Raw genomic sequence first — 17224 nt, 5'->3', positions numbered from 1 at the left:
CCCCGTAGGCAAGAGGCGTCGGCGTCGCCCCACCCGGCCGGGTGGGACGGCGCCGACGCTGTTCCTGCTGCTGACGACGGCCTCGCCGGCAGCCGCCCGCTCAGGCCTCGATGACCACCGGGATGATCATCGGGCGGCGGCGGTGGGTGTTGCTGACCCAGCGACCGATGACGCGGCGGACGGTCTGCTGGAGCTGGTAGGAGTCGGTGTTGCCCTCGCGGATCTGGGCGTCGAGGGCGTCGACGATCGGCTGCTTGATCTCGTCGAAGGTGTGCTCGTCCTCGACGAAGCCGCGGGCGTGGATCTCCGGGCCGGCCGAGACCTTGCCGCTGACCGAGTCGACGACCACGATCACCGAGATGAAGCCCTCCTCGCCGAGGATCCGGCGGTCCTTGAGGTCGGACTCGGTGATGTCGCCGACCGAGGAGCCGTCGACGAAGACGTAGCCGCACTCGACCTTGCCGGCGATCGCCGCGACGCCGTCGACCAGGTCGACGACCACGCCGTCCTCGGCGATGACGACGTTCTCGACACCCGTGGCCGTGGCGAGCGCGCCGTTGGCCAGCATGTGCCGGATCTCGCCGTGGACCGGCAGGACGTTGCGCGGCTTGACGATGTTGTAGCAGTAGAGCAGCTCGCCGGCACTGGCGTGGCCGGAGACGTGCACGAGCGCGTTGCCCTTGTGCACGACGCGGGCGCCCCAGCGGGCCAGGCCGTTGATGACCCGGTAGACGGCGTTCTCGTTGCCCGGGATCAGGCTCGAGGCGAGCAGGACGGTGTCGCCCTCCTCGATGTGCACGAAGTTGTGGTTGCGCTGCGCGATCCGCGACAGCGCCGACATCGGCTCGCCCTGCGAGCCGGTCGAGATCAGCACCTGGCGCTCGGGCGGGAGGTCCGCGAGCTCCTTGGCGTCGACGAGGACGCCGGCCGGGACCTCGAGGTAGCCGAGGTCGCGGGCGATCGCCATGTTGCGGACCATCGAGCGGCCGACGTACGCGATCTTGCGGTCGTGGGCGACGGCCGCGTCGATGACCTGCTGGACCCGGTGCACGTGCGAGGCGAAGCAGGCCACGATGATGCGCTGCTGGGAGTCGCGGAAGACCTGGTCGATGACCGGCGTGATCGACTTCTCCGCCGGCGTGAAGCCCGGGGTCTCGGCGTTGGTCGAGTCGGTGAGGAAGAGGTCGACGCCCTCCTCCCCCAGCCGCGCGAACGCACGCAGGTCGGTGATCCGGCCGTCCAGCGGGAGCTGGTCCATCTTGAAGTCGCCGGTGTGGAGCACCATGCCGGCGCCGGTGCGGATCGCGACCGCGAGCGCGTCCGGGATCGAGTGGTTGACCGCGACGAACTCGAGGTCGAACGGGCCCAGCCGGAGCCGGTCGCCCTCGCGCACCTTGTGGTGCACGGTCTCGCGGAGCCGGTGCTCGCGCAGCTTGGAGTCCAGCAGCGCCAGCGTGAGCTCGGAGCCGACCAGCGGGATGTCCTGCCGCTCGCGGAGGAGGTACGGCGTCGCGCCGATGTGGTCCTCGTGCCCGTGGGTCAGCACCAGCGCCTCGACGGTGTCGAGGCGGTCCCGGATCGAGCTCCAGTCCGGGAGGATCAGGTCGACGCCGGGCTGGTGGTCCTCGGGGAAGAGGACGCCGCAGTCGACGATGAGCAGCCGGCCGTCGTACTCGAAGGCGGTCATGTTCCGGCCGACCTCGCCGAGCCCGCCCATGGGGATGACCCGGAGGCCCCCCTCAGGCAGTGCGGCCGGTTCGGAGAGCTCGGGGTGGGGGTGACTCAATGTCTGTCCTTTACAGGAGGCCGGAGGCCGCGAGCCCAGCTCGCAGGGCGGCCACCTCGTCGTCGTCGAGCGGCACCAGGGGGCCGCGCACGTGGCGGTTGTCGAGCACGCCGAGGAGCTGGAGGGCTGCCTTGGCGGTGGTCGCTCCGTAGTTGGGGACGCCCATCACGGCGTCGATCGCGGGGAGCAGCCGCGTGAAGATCTCGAGGGCCCTGGTGTGGTCGCCGGCCCAGAAGGCCTCGGCCATCGCCCGCGTCTCGTCGCCCGCGACGTGGCCGACGACGGAGACGAAGCCGACCGCGCCGTGCGCGAGCCAGCCGAGGTTGCAGGCGTCGTCGCCAGAGTAGACGGCGTAGCCGAGCTCGGTCAGCTTCACGCCGCGCGCGAAGTCGTTGACCGCGTCCTTGACCGCGACGACGTTGTCCCACCGGATCGCCTGCTCGTAGGTCTCGAGCGCGATCTGGGTGCCCGTGCGGCCGGGGACGTCGTAGAGCATGACGGGCACGTCGGTCGCCTCGGCCACCGAGCGGAAGTGGTGGAGCACGCCGCCCTGGCCGGGCTTGTTGTAGTACGGCGTCACCAGCAGCAGGCCGTCCGCGCCGATCTTGGCCGCCTGCTCGGCGAGCTCGATCGAGTGGGCGGTGGAGTTGGTGCCGACGCCGGCCACGATCTTCGCGCGGTCGCCGACCGCGTCCTTGACCGCCGCCAGGATCGCGCCGTCCTCCTCGGTGGTGGTGGTCGGCGACTCGCCCGTCGTGCCCGAGACCACGACGCCGTCGTGGCCGTGGTCGACCAGGTGGGTCGCGATCCGCGCGGTGCCCTCGAGGTCGACCGAGCCGTCCGCCTTGAAGGCGGTGGCCATCGCCGTGAGGACGTGGCCGAACGGGGCAGTGGGCGCGGCGGTCATGTCCTACAGGTTATCGCTCCGTGTCCTCACCCGACGTGAGGCATCACCTCGTGGGCCACGAGCCGGAGGTGGTCGAGGTCCGCGAGGTCGAGGAACTGGAGGTAGACGCGCTCGGCGCCGAGGTCGCCGTAGGCCCGGATCTTCTCGATCGCCTCGTCGGGCGTGCCGGCGATGCCGTTCTCCCGCAGCTCGTCCTTGTCGCGGCCGATGGCGGCCGCGCGCCGCTCCACCTCCGCCTCGTCGGCACCGACGCAGACGACGAGCGCGTTGGACCAGCGCATGCTCGACGGGTCGCGGTCGGCGCGCTCGCAGGCCTCCCGCACGCGCGCGAACTGCGCCTTCATGACGTCGAGGTCGACGAACGGCAGGTTGAACTCGTCGGCGTACGCCGCCGCCAGCTCGGGCGTGCGCTTCTTGCCGAGCCCGCCGATGAGGATCGGCGGCTTCGCCTGGGGGGGCTTGGGCAGCGCCGGGCTGTCGGTGAGCTGGTAGTGCGTGCCGTCGTGGGAGAACCGCTCCCCCTCCGGCGTGGCCCAGAGGCCGGTGACGATCGCGAGCTGCTCCTCGAACCGGTCGAACCGCTCCCGCGTGCCGGGGAACGGGATGCCGTACGCCGTGTGCTCCTCGGTGAACCAGCCGGCGCCGAACCCGAGCTCGACACGTCCGCCGCTCATCTGGTCGACGTTGGCGACCGAGATCGCCAGCGGGCCGGGCAGGCGGAACGTCGCGCTGGTCATCAGGGTCCCGAGCCGGATCGTGCTGGTGTCGCGCGCCAGGCCGGCCAGCGTCACCCACGCGTCGCTGGGGCCGGGCAGGCCGTCGCCGCCCATCGTCAGGTAGTGGTCGGACCGGAAGAACGCGCCGTACCCGAGCGTCTCCGCCTCCCGCGCCACCGCGAGGAGGCCGTCGTAGGTCGCGCCTTGCTGGGGTTCGGTGAAGACTCTCAGCTCCATGGCGTCAGCCTGTCAGGCGCGTCCAAGCCGTTGTAACGCCGGGTTACTCACTGTACCCACGGTGCTGCAACCCGGTGGGCACAGCAGATAACCCGGCGTTACAGCGAGCGGCGCCGAGCCCGCTCAGCCCCGGCGGCGCAGGAAGACGCGCTCGTAGCCGTCGCCCGCCTCGCGCGCCGACTCGACCCAGTCGTCGGCGTCGTACGCCGGGTAGAGCACGTCGCCGTCGGGCTCCAGCGGCACGTCGGTGATGACCTGCTCGGTGGCGACGGGCAGCGCGTCGGCGTACACCTGGGCGCCGCCCACGACCATGACGTCGCCGGGCAGGTCGGCGGCCCGGGCGAGGGCCTCGTCGAGGGAGTGCGCGACGAGCACGCCCTCGGCGGACCACGACGGGTCGCGGGTGAGGACGATGGTGGTGCGGCCCGGGAGCGGTCGGCCGATCGACTCGTACGTCGTCCGCCCCATGACGAGCGTGTGGCCCATGGTGAGCCGCTTGAAGTCGGCCTGCTCCCCCGGGATCTTCCACGGGATGTCGGGGCCGTTGCCGATGACGCCGTTGCGCGCCACCGCGGCGACCAGCACGACCCTCATGCCGACCCTCATACCGCGATCGGCGCCTTGATGCCCGGGTGCGGGTCGTAGCCCTCGACCGCGATGTGCTCGAGATCGAAGGCGTCGAGCTCGCTCACCGACGGGTCGAGCACCAGCGTCGGCAGCGGCCGCGGCTCGCGGGTGAGCTGGAGTCGCGCCTGCTCGAGGTGGTTGAGGTAGAGGTGGGCGTCGCCCAGCGTGTGCACGAAGTCGCCGACCTCGAGGCCGGTCACCTGGGCGACCATGTGGGTCAGCAGGGCGTACGACGCGATGTTGAACGGGACGCCGAGGAACACGTCGGCCGAGCGCTGGTAGAGCTGGCACGACAGCCGGCCGTCGGCGACGTAGAACTGGAAGAACGCGTGGCAGGGCGCGAGCGCCATCTCCGGGATGTCGGCGACGTTCCAGGCGGAGACGATGAGCCGGCGCGAGTCGGGGTTGGCCCGGATGTCGGCCACGACCTGCGCGATCTGGTCGAGGTGCCGGCCGTCCGGCGCCGGCCACGAGCGCCACTGGTAGCCGTAGACCGGCCCGAGGTCGCCGTTCTCGTCGGCCCACTCGTCCCAGATGGAGATGCCGCGGTCCTGGAGCCACTTGACGTTGGTGTCGCCGCGCAGGAACCAGAGCAGCTCGCCGAAGACCGAGCGGGTGTGGATCTTCTTCGTGGTGACCAGCGGGAAGCCGGCCGTCAGGTCGAAGCGCATCTGGTGGCCGAACACCGAGCGCGTGCCGGTGCCGGTGCGGTCGCCCTTCTCGACGCCCTCGTCGAGGACGCGCTGGAGGAGGTCGAGGTACTGCTGCACGAGACCGACCCTAGTCCAGCGAGACCTCTCCCGTGATGGTCGTGCGCGTGTCGCCGCCGACCCAGACCTGGTCGCCGACGAGCTCGACGTGGATCCGGCCGGCCCGCTGGAGGGCGGTGCCCTGCGAGGCGACGTACGACGTGGGCAGCCGGCGGCCCGCCAGCCACTGCCCGACGCCCGCGTTGAGCGAGCCGGTGACCGGGTCCTCCGGCATGCCGTAGCCGGGACGGAACGCGCGCAGCTCGGCGGCGAGCGGGCCGTCGGCGTACGGCCCGACGACGCCGATCTTGAGGTCGCCGAAGGCCGCCCAGTCCGGTTCGACGGCGAGCACCGCCTCGGCGTCGCGCAACAGCACGCCGACCCAGCCGGGGCCGTTGTCGATCCAGGCGCTGTCGACGATGTCGGCCCGCGGGATCGCGAGCGCGGCGCCGATCGCGGCCAGGTCGGCATCGTCGACCGGGCCGGAGCGGGTCAGCGGCGGTGCGCCGAACGAGAGGCGCTCGCCGCGCCGGATGCGCACCAGGCCCGCGCCGCACTCCTGCACGATCACGTCCTGGGCGTCCTCCCCCGCCGGTACGCCGCCGGCCTCGAGCCACGCGTGCGCGCTGCCGAGCGTGGGGTGCCCCGCGAACGGCAGCTCGCCGCCCGGCGTCCAGATCCGCAGCCGGTAGTCGGCCGCGGGGTCGGTGGGCGTGAGCAGGAACGTCGTCTCGGACAGGTTGGTCCAGCGGGCGAACGCCGCCATCTGCTCGTCGGTGACGCCGTCGGCGGCGTGGACGACCGCGACCGGGTTGCCGAGCAGGGGCTGCGCGGAGAAGACGTCGACCTGGCTGAACCTCATGCGCCCGACGCTATCCAGCGGGGCCTACTCGGCGAGCAGCACCGGGTCGCCGCCGGTCGCGACCGGCGCGACGTCCTGGCAGGCGCCGGAGCCGGGCTCGCAGGTGCGCAGCAGGAGCAGCTCCTCGTCGCCGGTGACCACCAGGTAGGCGACCTCCTGGAGCGGGGTGAAGCCGCCCGCGACGACCCTCTCCCCCGGCGCGACGCCGGGGTCGATCGCCTCGCCGGTCCGGCTGTCGTAGAGCAACGGCTCCCACGCCCCGCGAGCGTCGGTGCTCCCGGGCGCCCGGCTGAGCACGTAGCGGCCGCCGAAGGACAGCTGGGCCCCCTCGCCGGCGCGGAGGAAGCTCAGGCCGAAGAGGGGCTGCACGATCTCGATCCGCTGCTCGCGCTGGAAGACCCGCGTGGCCGACGCCTGGTCGATGAGTCCCGTCGGCGGCAGCCGGTACGGGTCGGCGTCGGGCGGGTCCCACGCGTAGTCGCCGCTCGCGGTGCTGAACTGGACGAGCCCCTGGTCGAGGGCGATCGGGCGCACGGACTCCTCCACCGGCAGCCCGCCGACCTCGACCCGGTGGGCGACGTCCCACACGACCAGCCGCGCCTCCGGGTCGCCCGGCTCCACCCACGCCGCCCAGCCGTGGTCGGTCGCGCCGAGCAGCTGCGCGCCCGGGAGGGCGAGGCCGACCTCGACCACGTCGCCGTCGGGCGACACCTGGCCGACGACGCCGTCCTCGTCGAGGTAGACCATGGTGTCGCCGACCGCGACGAGGTCCGTGACGCCGGGGATCGGCACGGTCACCTCGCGCAGGTGCAGCCGGCCCTCGGCGTACCACGCGATCGAGGCGGGGCTGAGCACCCGCTCGGGGCGCGTCGGCCGCTCCCCCACGCCCTCGCGCGACAGGGCGGCGCCGGCCCACGTCGCGAGCCCGAGCACGAGGGCACCCGCGGCCACGGAGCCGAGCACGATCCGGCGGCGCCGGCGGCGCTGGCCGCGGGCGCGCTCGGTCACGTGGGCGTACGGCGCCGGCAGTACCTCGACCGATGCCGCCGCGTGCCGCACGGCCTCGTCGCGAGGCGCGCCCGGGACGGTCCTGCGCGCGGTGTCCTCGCTCGTGTCGAGCACGTCGGCGACCTGGTCGGGCGCCAGCCCGGAGAGCGCGCGCACCACGAGGACCTCGCGCTGCTCCGGCGTCAGGCCGGCCAGGAGCGGCTCGAGCTCGGCGACCTCGTCGGTCGGGGGCGGCTCGGCGGGCAGCCGCCTCCGCTGGCGCCAGGCCCGGACGACGGCGCGGTGGACGTGGACCTCGGGGTCGTCGGTCCGCAGCACCCGCTCCCAGTCGCCGCTGCACCGGGCGACGCCGTCGAGCACGACGTCCTCCGCGTGGCTGCGCGGGCAGCCGACGAGCACGACCGTGCGCACGAGGTCCGACCAGCGCGCGGCGACGTACGCGGCGAAGTCGGCGCCGTCCTCGGCCATGTCTCAGGCTAGGCCGGGTAAGGACGGGAAGGTCAGGCGTGCCTATGCGTGCAGCGACATCGGTCCGTAGACCCGGCGCTCGCCCTCGAAGAGCGTGACGCCGTCGACGCCCTCGGCCACGAGGTCGGTGAAGGTCTCACCGACCCAGGACTCGGCGTCGGCCTGGGAGGCGAACCGCTGTCCCGCGAGGTCGCCGGTGACCTCGACCTCCGCACCGTCGGCGTTCTCTAGGCGCCACCACCACGGCCGGTCGGCGGCCGAGGGCGGGCGGACGGTGGACGGCTGGTCGGGCAGGTTCATGTCAGGACTCCCGGACGGACGGCTCGAGGAACGGCGGCTTGGTCAGCTGGAAGATCTCGCGGCGGCCGCGGATGTCGACGCCGACCTGGGCCTCCGGGTCGACGAACGACGGGACGAGCGCGAGCCCGATGCCCTTGCGCAGCGTGGGCGAGAACGTGCCGGACGTGACCTCACCGAGCAGCACGTCCGCGGTGAGGCTGACGCCCATGTGGGGGCGCGGGATGCCGCGCCCGGTGGCCACCAGGCCGCGCAGCACGCGCTTCGGGCCCTCGGCCCGCTCGGCGGCCAGCACCTCGCGACCCCAGAACGCCTCCTTCTGCCAGCCGACCGCCCAGCCCAGCCGGGCCTGGTTCGGCGTGACGTCGAGGGAGATGTCCTGGCCGTGCAGCGGGTAGCCCATCTCGGTGCGCAGGGTGTCGCGCGCGCCGAGCCCGCAGGGCAGGACGCCGTACGGCTCGCCGGCCGCGAGCAGCGCGTCCCAGAGGGCGCCGGCGACGGCGTTCGGACCGACCAGCTCGTAGCCGCGCTCGCCGGTGTAGCCGGTGCGGCATACCACGACGGTCTCGCCCTCGAAGGGCGCCTCCGCGAACGACATGTACTCGTGGCCGGTCGGCAGCCCGCTCGCGTCGAGCACCTCGTCGGACTTCGTGCCCTGCACGGCGATCACGAACAGCTCGTGGTGCCGGTCGGTGACCTCGACGCCGTCCGGGGCCTCCGCGCGGAGCCGCCGCACGACCTCCGCGGTGTTGGCGGCGTTCGGGATGAGGAAGACGTGGTCGTCGGCGTAGAGGTAGGCGATCAGGTCGTCGACGACGCCGCCGGTCGCGTCGTCGCAACAGAGCGTGTACTGCGCCCGGCCCGGCCCGATCCGGCCCAGGTCGTTGGTGAGGGTGCGATTGACGAAGTCGGCCGCGCCGGGGCCGGTCACGCTGGCCTTGCCCAGGTGGCTGACGTCGAAGATCCCGACCGACTCGCGGACCGCGGTGTGCTCCTTGACGACGCCGGCGGCGTACTCGATCGGCATCGACCAGCCGCCGAACTCCGCGAACTTCGCACCGAGTGCCTCGTGCCGGTCGTGGAGGGGAGACTGGAGGAGCTCGGCCATGGCTCGGAACCTACCTGACGATCGCCTGACCTATCCTGCCCCGGTGACCTCGTACACCTTGCGCAGCGCCAGCCCCGCCAAGACCCGATGCGACGCCGTGGTCGTCGGGGTGCTCCAGACCTCCGACGGGCCGGCGCTGACCGACGCCGGCGCCGACGTCGGCAAGGCCTACGGGCGCAAGCTGCGGCCCCTGCTCTCCTCGCTCGGGGTGACCGGCAAGGCGGGCGAGTCGGTCAAGGTGCCGACGTCGGGTGCGATCTCGTCCGCGCTGCTGGTCCTCGTCGGCCTGGGCAAGACCGAGGACGCCGTGTCGGTACGCCGCGCGGCAGGTGTCGCCGCCCGCTCGGTCACCAACGCGGCCTCGGTGGCGCTGGCCCTGCCGGCCGACTCCCCCGAGCTGGTGCGCGCGGTGACCGAGGGCTACGAGCTCGGCGCCTACACCTTCACGGCGTACAAGAAGGAGTCCGAGAAGAACGCTCCGGGCGACGTCGTCGTGCTCAGCCCCGCCGCGCGGAAGAAGGACGTCGTCACGGCGTTCGAGGAGGCGCGCGTGGTGACCCGGGCGGTCGCGGCCACCCGCGACTGGGTGAACACGCCGCCGGGCGACCTGACCCCGCCGAAGTTCGCCGACGCGGTCGCCGAGGCCACCAAGGAGCTCACCAAGGGCCGCGGCGCCCCGAAGGTCGCGATCACGGTGCTGGACGAGGCGGAGCTCGAGCGGCTCGGCTGCGGCGGCATCCTCGGTGTGGGCGCCGGGTCGTCCGCCCCGCCCCGCCTGGTCGAGCTGCGCTACTCCCCCAAGGGCGCCACGAGGCACCTGGCGCTGGTCGGCAAGGGCATCACCTTCGACTCCGGCGGCCTCACCATCAAGCCCGCGCAGAGCATGCACGAGATGAAGTCCGACATGGCCGGCGCGGCCGCGGTCGTGCAGGCGACCTACGCCATCGCGACCCTGGGCCTGCCGATCAAGGTCACCGCCTACGCGCCGATGGCCGAGAACATGGTCTCCGGCGCGGCGACCCGGCCCGGCGACGTGCTGACGCAGTACGGCGGCACCACGGTCGAGATCTCGAACACCGACGCCGAGGGCCGGCTGGTCCTCGCCGACGCCCTCGTCCGTGCGACCGAGCAGAAGCCCGACGTCATCCTCGACGTCGCGACGCTCACCGGCCACATGGTCGTCGCGCTCGGCGACCGCGTCTCGGGCGTCATGGGCTCGGAGGAGGTCGTCGACGCCGTGCTCGCCGCCGCCGGCACCGCCGGCGAGGAGATGTGGCCGATGCCGATCCCCGACCAGATGACCGAGCGGGTGCACAGCAGCAAGATCGCCGACCTGGCCCAGCACGACTGGGTCCGCTGGGGCGGCGGGCTCTTCGCGGCGGCCTTCCTCCGCGAGTTCACCGCCGGTCTCCCGTGGGCGCACCTCGACATCGCCGGCCCGTCGTTCAACTCCGGCGGCGCGTGGGGTCACGTCACCCCGGGCGGCACCGGCGTCGCCGTCGCCACGCTGGTCGACTTCGCCCGGACGATGTCGGCGGAGAAGTAGGGCTGCTCGCCCGCCGAGCAGGCGGGGGGTCGCCTCCGGGCGGTCGACTCGTCGGTGGGGGGCTGCTCGCCGGCGGCGATTCATCACGGTAGGCAGATGGATCGGCACTCCCCTCGGCATACCCACCCCGGGGAGCGCGGACTGGCCTGCCTACCGTGATGAATCGGCAGCGGCCGGCCCCCGCCGCCTCGCCGTCGAGGACCACGCGCGGTGGCCTGGGTCGGACCCGGCCTACAGCCCGCCCTCGAGCTTCTTGCGGCGGTTGTAGTCGCGCATCCGCTGCGGGATGCCGACGACCGCGGCGTCGTACGACGGGATCTGGAAGCGGTTGCAGAAGTCGTGCGCCCAGGCGACCGACGGGACCCGGCGGCGCGTCCACTCGCCGTCGTGCGCGACCAGCAGCAGCGTCACGTCGCTGACCGCGGTGCGCGGCTCGACGAACCCCTCGACCCCGCGACGCTGCGAGACCCAGGTCTGGAGGTGCTCGACGTCGGTCGCGTCCGAGGCCCGGACGCGGGTCGAGCCGATGCGGTAGGCATCCTTCGCGGGGCCCCGCATCTTCGTGCCCGCGCTGCGCCGGAACCGGTCCATGAACGACATGGGGACAAGTGTGCCTCCTGACGCTACCGAGGCGTAGGAGGTCGGGCGTGGACACGTTGACCAGAAGTGCAAGGATGGGCCCGTGGCCGATCCCGACTTCGACGTGCTCATCCTCGGCGCCGGCTCCGGCGGCTACGCCTGCGCCCTCCGTGCGGCCCAGCTGGGGCTGACCGTCGGGCTGGTGGAGAAGGGCAACCTCGGCGGCACCTGCCTCCACGTCGGCTGCATCCCGACCAAGGCGCTGCTGCACGCGGCCGAGGTCGCCGACCAGACCCGCGAGTCCGAGCAGTTCGGCGTCCGGGCGAGCCTCGAGGGCATCGACATGGCGGGCGTGAACGCCTACAAGGACGGCGTCGTCCAGCGGCTCTTCAAGGGCCTCACCGGCCTCATCAAGGGCCGCGGCATCACGGTCGTCGAGGGCGCCGGCCGGCTCACCGGCCCGCGCGAGGTCACCGTCGACGGCCGGGCCTACACCGGCAAGCACGTCGTGCTCGCGTCCGGCTCCTACTCGCGCAGCCTCCCCGGCCTCGAGATCGACGGCGAGCGCGTGATCACCTCCGAGCAGGCGCTGAAGCTCGAGACCTCGCCGTCGTCGGTCGTCGTGCTCGGCGGCGGCGTGATCGGCTGCGAGTTCGCGAGCGTGTGGCGCTCCTTCGGCGCCGAGGTCACGATCGTCGAGGCGCTCCCCCGGCTGCTCGCGGTCGAGGACGAGGCGTCCTCGAAGGCGCTCGAGCGGGCGTTCCGCAAGCGCAAGATCGCCTTCCGCACCGGCACCCCGTTCCAGAGCGTCAAGCACACCGACACCGGTGTCGCCGTGACCGTCGAGGGCGGTGACGTGATCGAGGCCGACCTGCTGCTCGTGGCCGTCGGCCGCGGCCCGGTCACCGAGGGCCTCGGCTACGACGAGCAGGGCGTCGCGATGGACCGCGGGTTCGTCCTGGCCGACGAACGCTGCCGCACCAACGTCGAGGGCGTGTACGCCGTCGGCGACATCGTGCCCGGCCTCCAGCTCGCGCACCGCGGCTTCCAGCAGGGCATCTTCGTCGCCGAGGACATCGCGGGTCTCGACCCGCGGCCCGTCGACGAGGCGGGCATCCCGCGCGTCACCTACTCCCACCCCGAGGTCGCGTCGGTGGGCCTGAACGAGGACGCCGCCGCCGAGCGGTTCGGTGCCGACGGCGTCGAGAGCATCACCTACGACCTGGGTGGGAACGGCAAGAGCCAGATCCTCAAGACGCAGGGCTTCGTGAAGCTCGTGCGGCGCAAGGACGGCCCGGTGGTCGGCGTCCACCTGGTCGGCGACCGTGTCGGCGAGCTCGTCGGCGAGGCCCAGCTCATCTACAACTGGGAGGGGTACCCCGAGGACGTGGCTCCCCTCGTCCACGCCCACCCGACGCAGAACGAGGCCCTCGGCGAGGCGCACCTCGCGCTCGCCGGCAAGCCGCTCCACGCACACTCCTGATCCCCGAAGACCTGACCCGAAACTGAAGAGAAGCGAAGGAACTCCATGGCCACCGAAGTCAACCTGCCGGCGCTCGGCGAGTCCGTCACCGAAGGCACCGTCACCCGCTGGCTGAAGCAGGTCGGCGACACGGTGGCGGTCGACGAGCCGCTGCTCGAGGTCTCCACCGACAAGGTCGACACCGAGATCCCCTCCCCGGTCGCGGGCACGCTGCTCGAGATCAAGGTCAACGAGGACGACACCGTCGAGGTCGGCGCCGTCCTGGCGCTGATCGGCGACGAGGGTGAGTCCTCCGGCGACTCCGGCGACTCCGGTGGCGGCGAGTCCGCCGAGCAGGAGCAGGAGCCGGAGCCCGAGGAGGAGAAGGCCGCGGAGCCCGAGGCCGCCGAGGAGCCCGCCCCCGCCGCCGAGGAGGCCGAGAAGCCGGCCGCCGAGGCGAAGCCGTCCTCGGGCGGTTCCGGTACGTCGGTCACGCTGCCCGCGCTGGGCGAGTCGGTGACCGAGGGCACGGTGACGCGGTGGCTGAAGTCGGTCGGCGACGAGGTGGCGGTCGACGAGCCGCTGCTCGAGGTCTCCACCGACAAGGTCGACACCGAGATCCCCTCCCCGGTCGCGGGCACGCTGCTCGAGATCAAGGTGCAGGAGGACGAGACGGTCGAGGTCGGCGCCGAGCTGGCGACGATCGGCGACGCGGACGCCGCCCCGGCCCAGGAGGAGAAGGAGCCCGAGCCCGAGCCGGAGCCCGAGAAGGAGCCGGAGCCCGAGCCCGAGAAGAAGCCCGAGCCCGCCCAGGAGCCCGCTCAGGAGCAGCCCGCGCAGTCCGCGCAGTCCGCGCAGTCCGAGCAGTCCGAGCCGGTCGGCGGTGGCGACGGCCCGGGCTACGTCACCCCGCTGGTGCGCAAGCTGGCCGCGCAGCACGGCGTCGACCTGGCGAGCGTCACCGGCACCGGTGTCGGCGGCCGGATCCGCAAGCAGGACGTCCTCGACGCCGCCTCGCAGAAGCAGCAGCCCGCGTCGGCCGCCCCGGCGGCGGCTGCGGCCCCGTCGGCCCCGGCGCCCGCCACGCCGGACCCGAAGCGCGGTACCACCGAGAAGATCTCGCGCCTGCGCAAGATCATCGCGAGCCGGATGGTCGAGTCGCTCCAGACCTCGGCGCAGCTCACGCAGGTCGTGGAGGTCGACGTCACGAACATCGCCCGCCTCCGGGAGTCGGTGAAGGCCGACTTCCTGGCGCGCGAGGGCGTGAAGCTGTCGTACCTGCCGTTCTTCGCGAAGGCCGCGATCGACGCGCTCAAGAGCCACCCGGCCCTGAACGCGACGATCGACACCGAGGCCGGCGAGATCACCTACTACGACCGGGAGAACGTCGCGTTCGCGGTGGACACCGAGAAGGGCCTGATCACCCCGGTGATCAAGGACGCGGGCGACCTGTCGATCGCGGGCCTGGCCAAGAAGATCGCCGACGTCGCGCAGCGCACCCGGACCAACAAGATCGGTCCGGACGAGCTGTCGGGCGGCACCTTCACGATCACGAACCTCGGCTCGGTCGGCGCCCTCTGGGACACCCCGATCATCAACAAGCCGCAGGTCGCGATCCTCGGCCCCGGCGCGGTGGTCAAGCGCCCGGTCGTGATCGACGACCCGAACCTCGGCGAGACGATCGCGGTGCGTCACATGGTCTACCTGGCGCTCACCTACGACCACCAGCTGGTCGACGGCGCCGACGCGGGCCGCTTCCTGCAGGACGTGAAGCAGCGCCTGGAGGCCGGCCAGTTCGAAGTCTGAGCCCCTCTCGTCATGCCGAGTCGGCGCTGTCTCAGCTGAGACGGCGCCGACTCGGCGTTTGACGGTCGTGTCAGGCTGACCGCATGCCGCTGAACGTCGTGATCGCGGGAGCCTCCGGCTTCCTGGGCAGCCACCTGTCCGACGAGCTCCGGGCGCGCGACCACGCGGTGGTCTCGCTGGTCCGCCGGCCGGCGCTCTCGTCGCACGAGTCCTCCTGGGACCCGTACGCCGGAACCTACGACCGCGAGATACTCGAGCGCGCCGACGTCGTGGTCAACCTCGCCGGTACGCCGACCATCGGCAACCCCCACTCCCGGACGTGGGCGCGCAACCTGCGCGAGAGCCGGGTCACCACGACCCGGGTGCTGGCCCGGGCGATCGCGGACAGCGACCGGAAGCCCGCGTTCCTGGCCGGCAACGCCATCGCCTGGTACGGCGACCACGGCAACGCCGTCGTGACGGAGGCGTCCGACAGCCGCGGCGACAGCCTGCTCACCGAGGTCACCCGCGAGTGGCAGGACGCGGCGACACCGGCGGTCGAGGCCGGCGCCCGGGTCAGCGTCCTGCGCACCGCGCCGGTGATGGACCGGTCGGGCGCCCCGCTCAAGCAGCTGGCGCTGCTCACGAGGCTGGGGCTCGGTGCCCGGCTCGGTGACGGCCGCCAGCACATGGCGATGATCAGCCTGCGCGACTGGGTCGGCGCCACGGCACACCTGGTCGAGCACGACGTCGACGGCCCCGCCAACCTCTGCTGCCCGCAGACGCCGACCAACCAGGAGTTCACCGACGCCCTCGCCCGGGCGGTCCACCGCAAGTCGTTCCTCGTCGCCCCGTCGGCCGCGATCAGGCTCGGCGCCGGCCCGCTGTCCCCCGAGGCGCTCGGCTCGATCAACCTGCGCCCGGCTGTCCTGGAGGACAGCGGCTACGCCTTCCGCGACCGCACCGTCGACGACGTCATCCGGGCCGGGCTGACCGGACAGCGCTGACCCGCCACTGCCCGTCCACGACGCGCATCACCACCACGTGCCGGCTCGGCCGGTCCCGCGGCAGCGCGAGCCCGGCGGGCTCCGCCACGCCGCCGACGAGGCGGTCGGTGACGGCGAGCACCAGCCGGTCCGGCGTACGCCGGCGGACGTCGACGTCGAGCAGCTGGGTCCGCAGCCCGTCGACCCGCAGGTCCCGGGCCGACCAGGCCCGCAGCATCGCCACGTCGCGCCGCCCGGCCTCCGAGCCGGGCGTGTAGAGCGCCCGCAGCGCGGGCGCGTCAGCCGCCGCCCAGGCACCGGCGCGCTGCTCGTCCCACGCGTGCAGGACGGCGACTGGCGAGACCGCGAGGGCGAGGATCAGAGGCAGCATGGGGAGAGGGATACCCACCCGGAGGGTCGCGTCCGCGCTCCTCCACAGGGGTGGCACACTCACCGCGTGCTGAGCCGTCGCTCGCTCCTGCTCGGGGGCACCGCCGCCGCCCTGGTCGCCGGAGCCGGGTACGGCGTGGAGCAGGGCGTGCTCCCGGGACGCCCGTGGCTCCAGGCGACCCTGCACCTCAACGGCCCGGCCGGCACCGTGCCCGACGTCGCGCCGGGGCCGGTCGAGTACGGCCGGTTCGTCTCCTCCGCGCGCCTGGCCACCGAGACCGGCTGGTGCCTCGTCCGCCCGCCCGGCAAGCACGAGCGCCTCCCGGTCGTCGTCGCGCTGCACGGGCTCGGCCAGGACCACGCCACGCTCGTGTCACCCGAGATGGGGCTGCCGCAGTACCTCGCCGCCGCGGTCGCCGCCGGCGTCCCGCCCTTCGCGATCGCCGCCGCCGACGGCGGGTCGACCTACTGGCACCTGCGCCCGGACGGCGACGACGCCGGCGCGATGGTGACCACGGAGCTGCTGCCCCTGCTGGCCGAGCGCGGGCTCGACACCCGCCGGATCGGGCTGATCGGCTGGTCGATGGGCGGGTACGGCGCGCTCCGGCTCGCCGGCGAGCTCGGGTCCCGGAGGGTGGCGGCCGTCGTCGCGGCGAGCCCGGCCCTGTGGCGCGACCCGGAGGAGGCCTCGACGTCGGGCTTCGTCGACGCGGCCGAGTACGAGCGGTACTCGATCATGGGTGCCCAGGCCGACCTCGAGGGCATCGCGGTCCGCGTGGACTGCGGGACCGGCGACCCGTTCTACCGCGACGTCGAGGCCTACGCCGAGGGTCTGCCCGACGACGCCGAGGTCAGCTTCGAGCCGGGCGCCCACGACGCGGCGTACTGGCGCCGGATGCTGCCCGACGAGCTCGCCTTCCTCGGCGCCGCAGTAGGCTCGAGGCCGTGAACTTCCAGGAGGCCGGGCTGGTCGACTACCTCGCCGCGTGGGACCTCCAGCGCGAGGTCCACGAGCGGGTCGCCGCCGGGGCGCAGCCCGACACGGTGCTGCTGCTCGAGCACCCGCCGGTCTTCACCGCGGGCAAGCGCACGGAGCCGCACGAGCGGCCGCTGGACCCGGGGGGCGCCGACGTCATCGACGTCGACCGCGGCGGCAAGATCACCTTCCACGGCCCCGGCCAGCTGGTGGGCTACCCGATCGTCACGCTCCCCGACCACGTGCGCGTCGTCGACTACGTCCGCCGGGTCGAGGAGGCGCTGATCCGGGCGTGCGCCGACCTCGGCGTCACCACCGCGCGCGTGCCCGGACGGAGCGGGGTCTGGCTGCGCGAGGACGACCGGGGCCCCGAGCGCAAGGTCGGCGCCATCGGCATCCGGGTCAGCCGCGGCGTGACCATGCACGGCTTCGCGCTCAACTGCGACGTCGACCTCGCGTGGTACGACCGGTTCGTCCCGTGCGGCATCGCCGACGCGGGCGTCACCTCGCTCAGCCGCGAGCTGGGGCGCGACGTCACCGTGGCCGAGGTGACGCCGATCGTGCAGCGGCGGCTCGTCGAGCTCCTCGCTTGGGCGCCCTACGACGCCACCCCCGACTACGACCCGCGCCCCGACCCGGCCAAGGGCCCGCGCATCGAGCTGCTCACGCCCCAGCGGTAGGCCTGCACCCGGCGCGCCTCCACACGGGCCGCGCGCCGCGTGCTGGGATCGAGTG

At 73.2% G+C, this 17224-nt stretch carries 17 protein-coding genes; 6 read left to right on the top strand and 11 right to left on the bottom strand.

What is annotated here, in order from left to right:
- Nucleotides 1-100: 100 nt before the first annotated feature.
- The 9 genes from ACYQ0U_RS16080 to gcvT form a co-directional block, all read right to left on the bottom strand.
- Nucleotides 101-1786, bottom strand: coding sequence for a ribonuclease J (locus ACYQ0U_RS16080; protein ID WP_459974695.1), 1686 nt, complete (start codon nt 1784-1786; stop codon nt 101-103).
- A 10-nt stretch (nt 1787-1796) separates the two neighbouring features.
- Nucleotides 1797-2693, bottom strand: a complete 897-nt coding sequence (gene dapA / locus ACYQ0U_RS16075; protein ID WP_459974693.1) for a 4-hydroxy-tetrahydrodipicolinate synthase — start codon at nt 2691-2693, stop codon at nt 1797-1799.
- Nucleotides 2694-2719: 26 nt separating this feature from the next.
- Nucleotides 2720-3646 (bottom strand): LLM class F420-dependent oxidoreductase, encoded by a 927-nt coding sequence (locus ACYQ0U_RS16070; RefSeq protein WP_459974692.1) that lies wholly within the window; start codon nt 3644-3646, stop codon nt 2720-2722.
- 123 nt (nt 3647-3769) lie between these two features.
- Nucleotides 3770-4240 carry a dihydrofolate reductase gene (locus tag ACYQ0U_RS16065; RefSeq protein WP_459974690.1) on the bottom strand — a complete coding sequence of 157 codons (471 nt, stop codon included), beginning with the start codon at nt 4238-4240 and terminating at the stop codon, nt 3770-3772.
- A gap of 8 nt (nt 4241-4248) precedes the next feature.
- Entirely contained in the window at nt 4249-5043 is a 795-nt protein-coding gene (locus ACYQ0U_RS16060; RefSeq protein ID WP_459974688.1) for a thymidylate synthase, read from the bottom strand.
- Between the two features lie 10 nt (nt 5044-5053).
- Nucleotides 5054-5884, bottom strand: a complete 831-nt coding sequence (locus tag ACYQ0U_RS16055; protein ID WP_459974686.1) for a PhzF family phenazine biosynthesis protein — start codon at nt 5882-5884, stop codon at nt 5054-5056.
- Nucleotides 5885-5908: 24 nt separating this feature from the next.
- Nucleotides 5909-7360: a SigE family RNA polymerase sigma factor gene (locus ACYQ0U_RS16050; protein WP_459974684.1), complete on the bottom strand. Its 1452-nt coding sequence runs from the start codon at nt 7358-7360 to the stop codon at nt 5909-5911.
- Nucleotides 7361-7402: 42 nt separating this feature from the next.
- On the bottom strand, nt 7403-7660 hold the full coding sequence (locus tag ACYQ0U_RS16045; protein ID WP_459974682.1) for a hypothetical protein: 258 nt from the start codon (nt 7658-7660) through the stop codon (nt 7403-7405).
- A 1-nt stretch (nt 7661) separates the two neighbouring features.
- Nucleotides 7662-8765, bottom strand: coding sequence for a glycine cleavage system aminomethyltransferase GcvT (gene gcvT / locus ACYQ0U_RS16040; RefSeq protein ID WP_459974680.1), 1104 nt, complete (start codon nt 8763-8765; stop codon nt 7662-7664).
- A 43-nt stretch (nt 8766-8808) separates the two neighbouring features.
- On the opposite strand from gcvT, the gene ACYQ0U_RS16035 reads away from it, so the two are divergent.
- Complete coding sequence (locus ACYQ0U_RS16035; protein ID WP_459974678.1) at nt 8809-10311, top strand: leucyl aminopeptidase; 1503 nt, start codon at nt 8809-8811, stop codon at nt 10309-10311.
- Between the two features lie 231 nt (nt 10312-10542).
- Here ACYQ0U_RS16035 and ACYQ0U_RS16030 read toward each other — a convergent pair whose 3' ends face one another.
- Nucleotides 10543-10911, bottom strand: coding sequence for a hypothetical protein (locus tag ACYQ0U_RS16030; protein WP_459974677.1), 369 nt, complete (start codon nt 10909-10911; stop codon nt 10543-10545).
- Between the two features lie 82 nt (nt 10912-10993).
- Between ACYQ0U_RS16030 and lpdA the strand changes: the two genes are divergently transcribed.
- From lpdA to ACYQ0U_RS16015, 3 genes are all read left to right on the top strand, one after another.
- A complete protein-coding gene (gene lpdA, locus ACYQ0U_RS16025; RefSeq protein WP_459974675.1) occupies nt 10994-12373 on the top strand; it encodes a dihydrolipoyl dehydrogenase in 1380 nt (459 codons plus the stop codon).
- 45 nt (nt 12374-12418) lie between these two features.
- Nucleotides 12419-14158 (top strand): 2-oxoglutarate dehydrogenase, E2 component, dihydrolipoamide succinyltransferase, encoded by a 1740-nt coding sequence (gene sucB / locus ACYQ0U_RS16020; RefSeq protein WP_459974673.1) that lies wholly within the window; start codon nt 12419-12421, stop codon nt 14156-14158.
- 83 nt (nt 14159-14241) lie between these two features.
- Nucleotides 14242-15144 (top strand): TIGR01777 family oxidoreductase, encoded by a 903-nt coding sequence (locus tag ACYQ0U_RS16015; RefSeq protein WP_459974671.1) that lies wholly within the window; start codon nt 14242-14244, stop codon nt 15142-15144.
- On the opposite strand, the gene ACYQ0U_RS16010 is transcribed toward ACYQ0U_RS16015, so the two are convergent.
- The gene (locus ACYQ0U_RS16010; RefSeq protein ID WP_459974670.1) at nt 15113-15514 is read right to left on the bottom strand and encodes a hypothetical protein; all 402 of its coding nucleotides are present in this window, start codon (nt 15512-15514) and stop codon (nt 15113-15115) included. The genes ACYQ0U_RS16015 and ACYQ0U_RS16010 overlap by 32 nt on opposite strands.
- Before the next feature lie 66 nt (nt 15515-15580).
- Between ACYQ0U_RS16010 and ACYQ0U_RS16005 the strand changes: the two genes are divergently transcribed.
- Both ACYQ0U_RS16005 and lipB read left to right on the top strand, forming a co-directional pair.
- Nucleotides 15581-16462, top strand: a complete 882-nt coding sequence (locus tag ACYQ0U_RS16005; RefSeq protein WP_459974667.1) for an alpha/beta hydrolase — start codon at nt 15581-15583, stop codon at nt 16460-16462.
- Nucleotides 16459-17169 carry a lipoyl(octanoyl) transferase LipB gene (gene lipB / locus ACYQ0U_RS16000; RefSeq protein ID WP_459974666.1) on the top strand — a complete coding sequence of 237 codons (711 nt, stop codon included), beginning with the start codon at nt 16459-16461 and terminating at the stop codon, nt 17167-17169. The genes ACYQ0U_RS16005 and lipB overlap by 4 nt, the downstream gene beginning before the upstream one ends.
- The last annotated feature ends 55 nt before the right edge of the window (nt 17170-17224 follow it).

Source organism: Nocardioides pyridinolyticus, from assembly GCF_054653575.1.
Note: the sequence above shows the minus strand (reverse complement) of the source record. Positions and strands in the feature narration are given on the sequence as shown.

Coding starts and splice junctions, on each gene's coding strand:
- dapA (WP_459974693.1), bottom strand. CDS start 2,693: ATGACCGCCGCGCCCACTGCCCCGTTCGGCCACGTCCTCACGGCGATG.
- ACYQ0U_RS16070 (WP_459974692.1), bottom strand. CDS start 3,646: ATGGAGCTGAGAGTCTTCACCGAACCCCAGCAAGGCGCGACCTACGAC.
- ACYQ0U_RS16065 (WP_459974690.1), bottom strand. CDS start 4,240: ATGAGGGTCGTGCTGGTCGCCGCGGTGGCGCGCAACGGCGTCATCGGC.
- ACYQ0U_RS16055 (WP_459974686.1), bottom strand. CDS start 5,884: ATGAGGTTCAGCCAGGTCGACGTCTTCTCCGCGCAGCCCCTGCTCGGC.
- ACYQ0U_RS16050 (WP_459974684.1), bottom strand. CDS start 7,360: ATGGCCGAGGACGGCGCCGACTTCGCCGCGTACGTCGCCGCGCGCTGG.
- ACYQ0U_RS16045 (WP_459974682.1), bottom strand. CDS start 7,660: ATGAACCTGCCCGACCAGCCGTCCACCGTCCGCCCGCCCTCGGCCGCC.
- gcvT (WP_459974680.1), bottom strand. CDS start 8,765: ATGGCCGAGCTCCTCCAGTCTCCCCTCCACGACCGGCACGAGGCACTC.
- ACYQ0U_RS16030 (WP_459974677.1), bottom strand. CDS start 10,911: ATGTCGTTCATGGACCGGTTCCGGCGCAGCGCGGGCACGAAGATGCGG.
- sucB (WP_459974673.1), top strand. CDS start 12,419: ATGGCCACCGAAGTCAACCTGCCGGCGCTCGGCGAGTCCGTCACCGAA.
- ACYQ0U_RS16015 (WP_459974671.1), top strand. CDS start 14,242: ATGCCGCTGAACGTCGTGATCGCGGGAGCCTCCGGCTTCCTGGGCAGC.
- ACYQ0U_RS16010 (WP_459974670.1), bottom strand. CDS start 15,514: ATGCTGCCTCTGATCCTCGCCCTCGCGGTCTCGCCAGTCGCCGTCCTG.